The organism is Levilactobacillus suantsaii, assembly GCF_004115745.1.
Classification (GTDB): domain Bacteria; phylum Bacillota; class Bacilli; order Lactobacillales; family Lactobacillaceae; genus Levilactobacillus; species Levilactobacillus suantsaii.
Genome location: NZ_QXIL01000014.1, coordinates 53571 through 62553, shown reverse-complemented (window position 1 = coordinate 62553; position 8983 = coordinate 53571). Strand labels below are relative to the sequence as shown.

Here is an 8983-nt window from a genome sequence, read left to right as displayed (position 1 = left end):
CCGCTCGAAGGGCTTAAAATAGAAGTATCCAGTTGGATAAAAAAGGAGTCACTCTAATGAAAGAAATCAACCAACAAACGTTAACTGGAGAACGGGCCCTGTTTCAGGGACACGACCTCCACGTCACCAATAGTACCTTCGTCGATGGCGAATCCCCGCTAAAGCACGGGCAGAACCTGGCCATCGATCACACCATTTTCAAATGGAAATACCCGCTATGGTACACCAATCACACGACCTTGGATCACACCACCTGGCAACCCGATGCCCACGCCGGCATCTGGTACGCCCAACACATGACCATGCAAAATACCACGGTCAGAGCCACCAAGACCTTTCGTCACGCCCAACATTTGGCGCTGAAAAACGTCGATTTTGCCAATGCCGGTGAGACCCTCTGGTGGTGCGACGACGTCAAACTCAACGACGTCACGGCCAACGGGGACTACTTCGGCATGAACACCAACAACGTAGTCGCCCACAACCTGAAGGTCACCGGCAACTACGTCTTCGACGGTGGCAAGAACATCGAAGTCTACGACTCAACGTTCATCACCCACGATGCCTTTTGGAACTGCGAGAACGTCACGATTTACGATTCGACCATCATTGGTGAATATTTGGCCTGGAACACCAAACACATCACCTTCGTCAATTGTTGGCTCGAAAGTGACCAAGGCCTGTGTTACGTCGACCATCTCACCATGCAAAACTGCGCGTTGGTCAACACCGACCTTTCATTCGAATACTGTTCGGACATCGACGCCACCATCACCACCAAAATCGACAGCGTCAAAAACCCGATTAACGGGCAGATCAAGGCCAAGGCCATCGGCGACCTCATCTTCGATGATCCTGCCATTGATCCCGATAAAACTACGATTACGACCCAGGAGGCACACCATGACAACTGACTTTTCTGAAATGATCGACCGTCGCCACACCAATTCCGTCAAATGGGACGTGAAAGACAACGAACTCCCCATGTGGGTGGCGGACATGGATTTCCGCACCGCACCGGGAATCATAAAAGCGCTCCAAGCCAAAGTTAAAACCGGCATCTTCGGTTACGAAGAAGTCCCGGACGCTTATTTCCAGGCCGTCCAACACTGGTACGCGACCGAACACAACTGGACACCGGATACCGCCTGGATGCGCTTCGTGACTGGCGTGGTACCGACTATCTCGTCGGCAGTGCGGCGGGTGACCAACGTGGGCGACAACGTCTTGGTCCAAGCCCCCGTCTACAACATCTTCTATAATTCCATCGTCAATAACGGCCGTCACGTCCTCTCCAGCGACTTGGTCGACCACGATGGCATTTATGCGATTGACTGGGACGACTTAGCCACCAAAATGGCCGCCCCCCTGACCACGATGATGATCCTTTGTAACCCCCACAACCCCGTGGGCAAGGTCTGGACGGCTGACGAGTTGGCCCATATCGGCCAACTGGCCGCAACGAACCACGTCACGGTCTTGTCCGACGAGATTCACGGTGACATCACCGACGCCGACCATCCTTACACGCCGTTTGCGTCGGTCAACGCTGTCAACGCGCAAAACAGCCTGACCTGCGTGTCGACCAGTAAGACCTTCAACGTGGCTGCCCTGCACGCCGCCACGGTCATCATTCCTAACGAGGCCCTTCGCAACCTGGTCGACCGGGGGCTCAACACCGACGAACTGGCCGAGCCCAACGCCTTCGCCATCCCCGGCGTCATCGCGGCCTACACCACCGGCGCCGACTGGGTCCACGCCATGAACGCCCAGATCACCGCGAACAAGCAGACGCTCACGGCCTTCATCGCCGCTAACGTCCCTGGCTTAACCGTCATCGAAGGCCACGCCACCTACTTGGTCTGGATCGACTGCAGTCAAGTGACTCACGACACCCAAGCCCTGTGTGACTTCATTCGGGCTAAGACCGGCCTGTTCATCACGGCCGGCGCCGTTTACGGGGGGAACGGCCACGATTTCGTGCGGATCAACGTGGCTTGCCCGGCTGAACGCTTGCAAGACGGGTTGAATCGCCTAGCCACCGGGGTTAAGGACTTTCAAACACAAGCCTAAAAGCCCCCTAACAATTTAATTAAAATCCGATTCAGGGACCAATGTCTGTGGTGCAAGCATTGGTCCCTGATTTTGGTCTTATTTTTCACCAACTTCCCGGTTTAAATCCCCTGGTTACCCGTTGACCTTTGCCCGGGAGGGGCGTTTAATAAAGAGTATAATGTTAGCGCTAACATTAACGCTGTTTTTTTAAAGAAGGTTGGGCATATGACTGACACGACAACACCGAAAGCTCTTTGGCGGCGTAATTTACATATTCTCTGGTTTTGCTCCTTTATCGTTGGCATGGCCTTTAGTGAAATCGTCCCCTTTCTCTCCCTCTACGTGAACAGTATGGGGACGTTCACTAAGGCTCAACTGACCACCTATAGTGGGATCGTTTACGCCGCCAATTTTTTAGTCGGCGCCGTCACAGCACCACTTTGGGGCATGTTGGCCGACCATACCGGCCGAAAACTGATGCTGTTACGAACGTCCTTAGGGATTGCCATCGCCATGGGCTTGATGGGGCTGGTCACCAACGTCTGGCAACTCGTCGGGTTACGGGCCCTGCAGGGATTATTCTCCGGCTACATCCCCACAGCGCAGGCCCTGATTGCCTCCCAGGTGCCACGCGAACATAGCGGTGCCGCTTTGAGTACGCTAATGACCGGCGGAACTAGTGGTAACCTCTTGGGTCCGGTGATTGGTGGGGTCCTAGCCCAGTTCTTTTCGATTCGCATGACCTTTTTCGTGACCGCCGGCTTGTTGTTGATCACCTTCTTATTGAGTCTTTTTTGCGTCCACGAAGACTTCCAACCAGTCAAACCAGAACCTGCTACTAGCGCCAATGCCCCCACACCCGTGAGTTCGACCAAACGGCTCCTGGGATCACGGTTGATTTTCATTCTGCTGTCTTCCACGATGATCGTCCAGTTCGGCAACTCTTCCATCACCCCCATCATCAGTCTGTACGTCAAACAGTTGATGCATAACGTCGGCCCCATCACCATCGTTTCTGGTATCGTGGTCGCGTTACCGGGGATTTCAAACATCCTGGCGGCGCCCCGGTTCGGTCAGTATGGCGACCAACACGGGTCCGGTAAGGTCCTGATTGCGGGCTACATTCTGGGCGCGTTAGTCTACTTCCCTCAGGGGTTCGTGACCGGTGTTGTCATGCTGGGGATTTTACGCTTCTTAGTTGGGTTTGCCGACGGGGCCCTGTTCCCCGAGATTCAAACGCTCTTGACGAAGAACGCCCCCGCGTCGTTGACCGCTACCGTCTTCAGTTGGAACCAATCCTTTTATTCGGTCGGCAGTACGCTGGGCGCGGTAATTGGCGGTCTCATCGCCGCGGTCTTCAATTACAACGCCGTCTTCATCTTTACGGCACTGTTGATGTTGAGTAACTTCGCCTTGATTTGGTGGGGTGCACCCGAAATTCGGCGAAATTCACCAAAAACTTCGCAACCCAAATAGTCCTTACGCGCCCAACGGATAACGGTTTGTTTGTGACCAGCATCGAGTAAATTTATCAATTGCGAGCGCATACAACTCACCGCTAACGGTTGATTTTCTGTAAGTAAGGGCGTATTTTAGATAAGTTGTCATTTAGATGAATCGTGCAAAAGATGAGTCGTCACCAGCCGGGTGAGGCTCATTTTACATTTTATTTACGAAGGAGTTGACGCACTTTGGATGAAGCTGAAAGGGAGCGCAGCCCATGGCGCAAGAATTTACACGTGCTGTGGTTCTGCACCTTTGTCGCCGGCATGGCGTTCAGCGAAATCATGCCCTTTTTATCGTTATATATTAGTAGCTTCGGCGATTACACCAAGGCGCAGGTGACCATGTACAGTGGGGTCGTTTACGCTGCCGATTTCTTAGTTTCCGCCATTGCTTCGCCACTCTGGGGCCTACTCGCCGACCGGAAAGGCCGAAAAATCATGCTGTTGCGGTCATCCCTTGGGATGGGGATTTCCTTGACCTTGATGGGCTTTGCCACCACCGTGTGGCAAATGGTCGCGTTGCGGGCGCTCCAAGGGGTCTTCGCTGGGTATATCTCAAACGCCCAAGCCTTGGTTGCCTCACAAACGCCCCGGAAGCATAGTGGCGCGTCACTCAGTACGTTGATGACCGGTCCGACGAGTGGGATGTTGTTGGGACCGGTCTTCGGGGGGATCTTGGCGCAGATCTTCTCGATTCGCCTGACCTTCTTTATCACCGGTGGCTTATTGCTCGTCACCTTCTTTATGAGTTGGGGCCTGGTCGAAGAAAAGTTCAAGCCCGTGGCGCCCAAGCCCAAGGAAGAGCGCAGTTTCAACCCCTTGGCCGCCTTTCCGAACCCTAAGCTGATCTTGGTCCTGCTCTCATCCACGTTAATCGTGCAGTTTGGGAACATCTCCATCTCCCCGATCATCAGTCTGTACGTCAAGGAACTGATGCATAACGTTGGCCCCATTACGGTGGTCGCCGGGATCATCGCCGCGTTACCAGGAATTTCGAACATCATCGCCTCGCCGCGACTGGGACGTTACGGGGACAAACACGGGTCGGGAAAAGTTCTCCTGTTCGGGTACATCTTCGCGACGATCATGTATCTGCCCCAGGGCTTCGTCACGAGCGTCTGGATGCTGGGCCTGTTACGATTGATGATTGGAATCTCCGATGGGGCCCTGTTCCCCGAGATTCAAACCTTGCTGACCAAGAACACCCCGGTCGAACTCACGTCCACGGTCTTTAGCTGGAACCAATCCTTCCAGTCCGTCGGCAACATGTTGGGGTCGTTGGTCGGTGGTTGGATTGCCGGAATCTTCAACTATAACGCCGTCTTCATCACGACGGCCGCGTTGATGCTCATCAACCTGGCCTTAGTCTGGTGGTTGATTCCCGAGATTCGCCAGCACCAATCGCAGACTTCAAACGCTTAACTCATTCAGTCACACTCGGAACTGAACTGGTCTCGACCAGCCCCTTTCCACACACGTTTTAGTACTTGTCACCGGGGCCTGGAAGCTGATTCCAGGCCCCTTTTGCGTTGTTTTCAGGCTGATTTTCACATTTTTATAAGCGACTACTTATCAGATACTCATAAAGTTTTGTTATGGTTATATCATCTCTCGTTGACATCTTTTTGAAATCCCGGTAAAGCCTAGAAATATAAGGTTTTGTGGTCGTTTATTGGGGCCGATTATCAACAACGGCAATTGTCTTTTCTTGGTAATCGCTCCCACCTCATGTACAATAGAGCCAAGTTAAGCCTGTCAACGAACATTCTAATACGACCGGTCACCAGGCTTTTACCGTGCCAGCGGAAGGTCGGTCTGCCGATCGTTATTTTTATTATCCCCCCGGCTGATCTGCGGGGACAATTCAACTCAGGAGGTTAATCAATGCTACTTTCAATGGAACACCTACGTAAGGAATATGCTAATGGTAAAGTTGCCGTCGACGACTTTAATCTAAACGTCGATAAAGGGGAATTTATCTGCTTCATCGGAACTTCTGGTTCAGGGAAGACCACGACTATGCGGATGATTAACCGCATGCTCACCCAGACGTCCGGTACGATTAAAATCAACGACAAGGACATTTCACAAATGGATCCCGTCAAACTGCGGCGGTCAATCGGTTACGTCATTCAAAATGTCGGCCTGATGCCCCACATGACGATCCAAGAAAACATCGAAATCGTCCCCAAGCTGTTAGGCTGGGACAAGGAAAAGCGGGACAAGCAAGCCCACAAGATGATCGACCTGGCGCAACTGCCAGAAGAGATGTTGCAACGCTACCCCGGTGAGCTCTCCGGTGGGCAGCAACAACGGATCGGGGTTGTCCGGGCCTTAGCCGCCGACCAAGAAATCATCTTGATGGACGAACCCTTTGGCGCCCTGGACCCAATCACCCGGGAATCTTTGCAGGACTTAGTCAAGCACTTGCAAGAAGACCTGGGCCGGACCTTCATCTTCGTGACCCACGATATGGACGAAGCCTTACGCCTCGCCACCCGTGTGGTCATCATGAGTAAGGGCAAGCAGGTCCAAATCGACACGCCGGAAAACATCTTACGGCACCCGGCCAACGAATTTGTCACCAACTTGATTGGTGAGGAACGTTTGATTCGGGCCCAACCAAACATCATGAACATCAAGCAAATCATGCGCAAGAATCCGGTTGCCATTTCACCCGATAAAACGTTGTCCGACACGATTGATTTAATGCACGATAAGCGAGTCGATACTTTGCTGGTCACTGATGACCAAGACAAGCTGATTGGCTACATCGACCTGGACGACGTTAGTCGCAACACCAACGCTTCGACGCTGGTCAGTGAATTGATGAACCACGAGGTCTTCTACGTCCAAGACAAGGCCTTAATCGGCGACACCGTTCAACGCATCTTGAAACTGGGTGTGAAGAACGTGCCGGTCGTGGATGATGATCACCGGCTAGTCGGAATCGTCACCCGGACTTCGTTAGTTGACTTGGTTTACGACGCTTTGCGGGGCGCAACCGATGAGGAACTATCGTCACCGTTTAACGCTGACATCCACGCCGCCGCTAACCGCGATGAAGACGACAGTAAGGATGACAATAAGGATACAGAAAAAGAAGAAGGGAGTGACGGTCAGTCATGATTAACTTCTTATCGACTTACGGCACCCAACTGATTTCTAAAACCGGCCAACACCTGTACATTTCGGCGTTTGCCTTGGCTTTAGGGGTCATTGTTGCCGTGCCCTTAGGAATTGTACTGACCCGAATGAAGCGTGGCGCTAACGCTGTGATTACCTTGGCCGGGGTCCTACAGACCATCCCTGCCATGGCGCTCTTAGCTATTATGATTCCAATCTTTGGGATTGGGTCCACCCCAGCGATTGTGGCCCTCTTCATTTACTCACTGTTGCCGATTCTGCGGAACACCTACTTAGGCATGGAAGGGGTCTCCCCCGACGTGAAAGACGCCGCGAAAGGTATGGGGATGACCGCCTGGCAATCGATGATTCGTGCCGAGTTGCCGCTAGCTGCCCCCGTCATCATGTCCGGGGTGCGGTTATCCGCCACCTACGTCATCGCTTGGGCGACGCTGGCATCCTATATCGGTGCCGGTGGCTTAGGGGACTTCATCTTCAACGGCCTGAATTTATACCGTTCCGACCTCATTTTGGGTGGCTCGATTCCCGTAATCATTTTAGCGTTGATCGTCGACTACCTACTGGGGAAGCTCGAATTTGCCGTTACCCCAAAGGAATTACGATAGGAGGCCCGTCTTTATGCAAAAACGTTTACGCGTCTGGTTGGCTGGTCTTCTAGTCACCATTCTACTATTGCCGCTAGGTGGCTGTTCTCTGCCCGGGCTGGCCGGTTCCGGTAAGGACACGGTCCGCATCGCCGCGCAAAACACCACTGAACAACAAATCATGGCCTACGTGATTCAAGGAATGATTCAACATTACACGAAATTAAACACATCAATCATCAATAACTTAGGGTCCGGGAACGTCAGCTTCAACGCCCTGAAAAATGGTAACGCTGATATTTCCTCGATTCGGTTCTACGGGACCGACTTGACCACGGTCTTGGACGAAAAGTTTCAGCGGGACCCATCCAAGGTGGCCAGCAAGGTCACTAAGGAATTCCAGGACCGTTACAACATGACCTACTTCAAGTCTTACGGCTTCGCCGATACCTACGCGTGGATGGTCCAACAATCCTACGCCAAGAAACACAACCTCAAAACCATCAGTGATTTGAAGAAGCTCGCGCCGAAGATGACGGTCGGGATTGACCAAATTTGGCAGAACCGGCCTGGTGACGGCTACCCGGCCTTCCAGAAGACTTACGGTTACAGCTTCGGGACGGTCAAGCCGATGCAACTGGGGTTACTCTACGATGCCTTAGCGGCCAACAAGATGGATGCCATCTTAGGGTACTCCACCGATGGTCGGGTCGGCAGTTACAACCTGAAGATCTTAAAGGATGACAAGGACTTCTTCCCACCTTACGATGCCAGTCCCGTGGCAACCGACAAGGTCTTAAAGCAACATCCAGAAGTTCGGACGATTTTAAACAAGCTGGTCGGCAAGGTCTCCTTGAAGACCATGCAAACCTTGAACTACAAGGTCGACGACAAGTTGCAGGAACCACAGACCGTCGCCAAGCAGTTCTTGGAAGACCACAACTACTTCGAAGGGGGGAAATAACACATGAAAGACATGGGACTTTGGAGCCAACTGATTTATTACTTCACGCATAACGGCATGTACGTTTTACAACAGTTCAACCTTACTTTCTTAGTGTCCATCTACGGGGTGCTCTTCGGGGCCATCGTGGGGATTCCGATTGGAATCTGGATTTCACAGAACCGGAAGCTCTCCCCCGTTATCATCGGGATTGCCAACGTGATTCAGACCATTCCGTCACTGGCGATGCTGTCGATTTTGATGTTAGGCTTAGGGCTCGGGGAAAATACCGTCATTGCCACGGTCTTCCTCTATTCCCTCCTGCCAATCATCAAGAACACCTATACCGGGATGCTCAGTGTCGACCTCGACGTCTTGGACGCCGGCAAGGGCATGGGCATGACCCGCTTCCAGATCATGGCTAAGATTCGGATTCCGTTGTCACTTTCCGTGATTATCGCCGGAATTCGAAACGCCCTGGTCTTAGGGATTGGGATTGCCGTTATCGGGTCCTTCATTGGGTCCGGTGGTCTGGGTGACATCATCATCCGGGGGACCAACGCCACGGACGGTGGGGCCATCATCCTCGCGGGGGCCTTACCAACCGCGTTGATGGCCATCATCACCGACTGGATCTTATCCCTGATTGAAAAGTGGTTGAAACCGAAGACCGCTTCGGAATCTTAATCAAATTGACACGCGAAACGTCGCTGGTCCTGAGGACTGGCGGCGTTTTTGTTTGGCCTCGA

The 8983-nt window shown here is 52.7% G+C and carries 8 protein-coding genes; all 8 read left to right on the top strand.

Annotated features, from left to right (window positions below; all coding sequences use genetic code 11):
* Positions 1-56: 56 nt before the first annotated feature.
* Positions 57-914, top strand: a complete 858-nt coding sequence (locus DXH47_RS07830) for a DUF3737 family protein (protein ID WP_129032805.1) — start codon at positions 57-59, stop codon at positions 912-914.
* Entirely contained in the window at positions 904-2073 is a 1170-nt protein-coding gene (locus DXH47_RS07825; protein ID WP_129032804.1) for a MalY/PatB family protein, read from the top strand. The genes DXH47_RS07830 and DXH47_RS07825 overlap by 11 nt, the downstream gene beginning before the upstream one ends.
* Before the next feature lie 207 nt (positions 2074-2280).
* Positions 2281-3531: an MFS transporter gene (locus DXH47_RS07820; RefSeq protein WP_129032803.1), complete on the top strand. Its 1251-nt coding sequence runs from the start codon at positions 2281-2283 to the stop codon at positions 3529-3531.
* Positions 3532-3746: 215 nt separating this feature from the next.
* The gene (locus DXH47_RS07815; RefSeq protein WP_129032802.1) at positions 3747-4982 is read left to right on the top strand and encodes an MFS transporter; all 1236 of its coding nucleotides are present in this window, start codon (positions 3747-3749) and stop codon (positions 4980-4982) included.
* Between the two features lie 462 nt (positions 4983-5444).
* Positions 5445-6689, top strand: coding sequence for a betaine/proline/choline family ABC transporter ATP-binding protein (locus DXH47_RS07810; protein WP_129032801.1), 1245 nt, complete (start codon positions 5445-5447; stop codon positions 6687-6689).
* Positions 6686-7312, top strand: a complete 627-nt coding sequence (locus DXH47_RS07805) for an ABC transporter permease (protein WP_129032800.1) — start codon at positions 6686-6688, stop codon at positions 7310-7312. Before DXH47_RS07810 ends, DXH47_RS07805 begins: the two co-directional genes overlap by 4 nt.
* 13 nt (positions 7313-7325) lie before the next feature.
* Positions 7326-8255 carry an osmoprotectant ABC transporter substrate-binding protein gene (locus tag DXH47_RS07800; protein WP_129032799.1) on the top strand — a complete coding sequence of 310 codons (930 nt, stop codon included), beginning with the start codon at positions 7326-7328 and terminating at the stop codon, positions 8253-8255.
* 3 nt (positions 8256-8258) lie between these two features.
* Entirely contained in the window at positions 8259-8921 is a 663-nt protein-coding gene (locus DXH47_RS07795) for an ABC transporter permease (protein ID WP_129032798.1), read from the top strand.
* Positions 8922-8983: the final 62 nt, after the last annotated feature.

Bases quoted from the DNA above. Each gene is read 5' to 3' on its own strand.
- DXH47_RS07830 (WP_129032805.1), top strand. From the start codon at position 57: ATGAAAGAAATCAACCAACAAACGTTAACTGGAGAACGGGCCCTGTTT.
- DXH47_RS07825 (WP_129032804.1), top strand. From the start codon at position 904: ATGACAACTGACTTTTCTGAAATGATCGACCGTCGCCACACCAATTCC.
- DXH47_RS07820 (WP_129032803.1), top strand. From the start codon at position 2,281: ATGACTGACACGACAACACCGAAAGCTCTTTGGCGGCGTAATTTACAT.
- DXH47_RS07810 (WP_129032801.1), top strand. From the start codon at position 5,445: ATGCTACTTTCAATGGAACACCTACGTAAGGAATATGCTAATGGTAAA.
- DXH47_RS07805 (WP_129032800.1), top strand. From the start codon at position 6,686: ATGATTAACTTCTTATCGACTTACGGCACCCAACTGATTTCTAAAACC.
- DXH47_RS07800 (WP_129032799.1), top strand. From the start codon at position 7,326: ATGCAAAAACGTTTACGCGTCTGGTTGGCTGGTCTTCTAGTCACCATT.
- DXH47_RS07795 (WP_129032798.1), top strand. From the start codon at position 8,259: ATGAAAGACATGGGACTTTGGAGCCAACTGATTTATTACTTCACGCAT.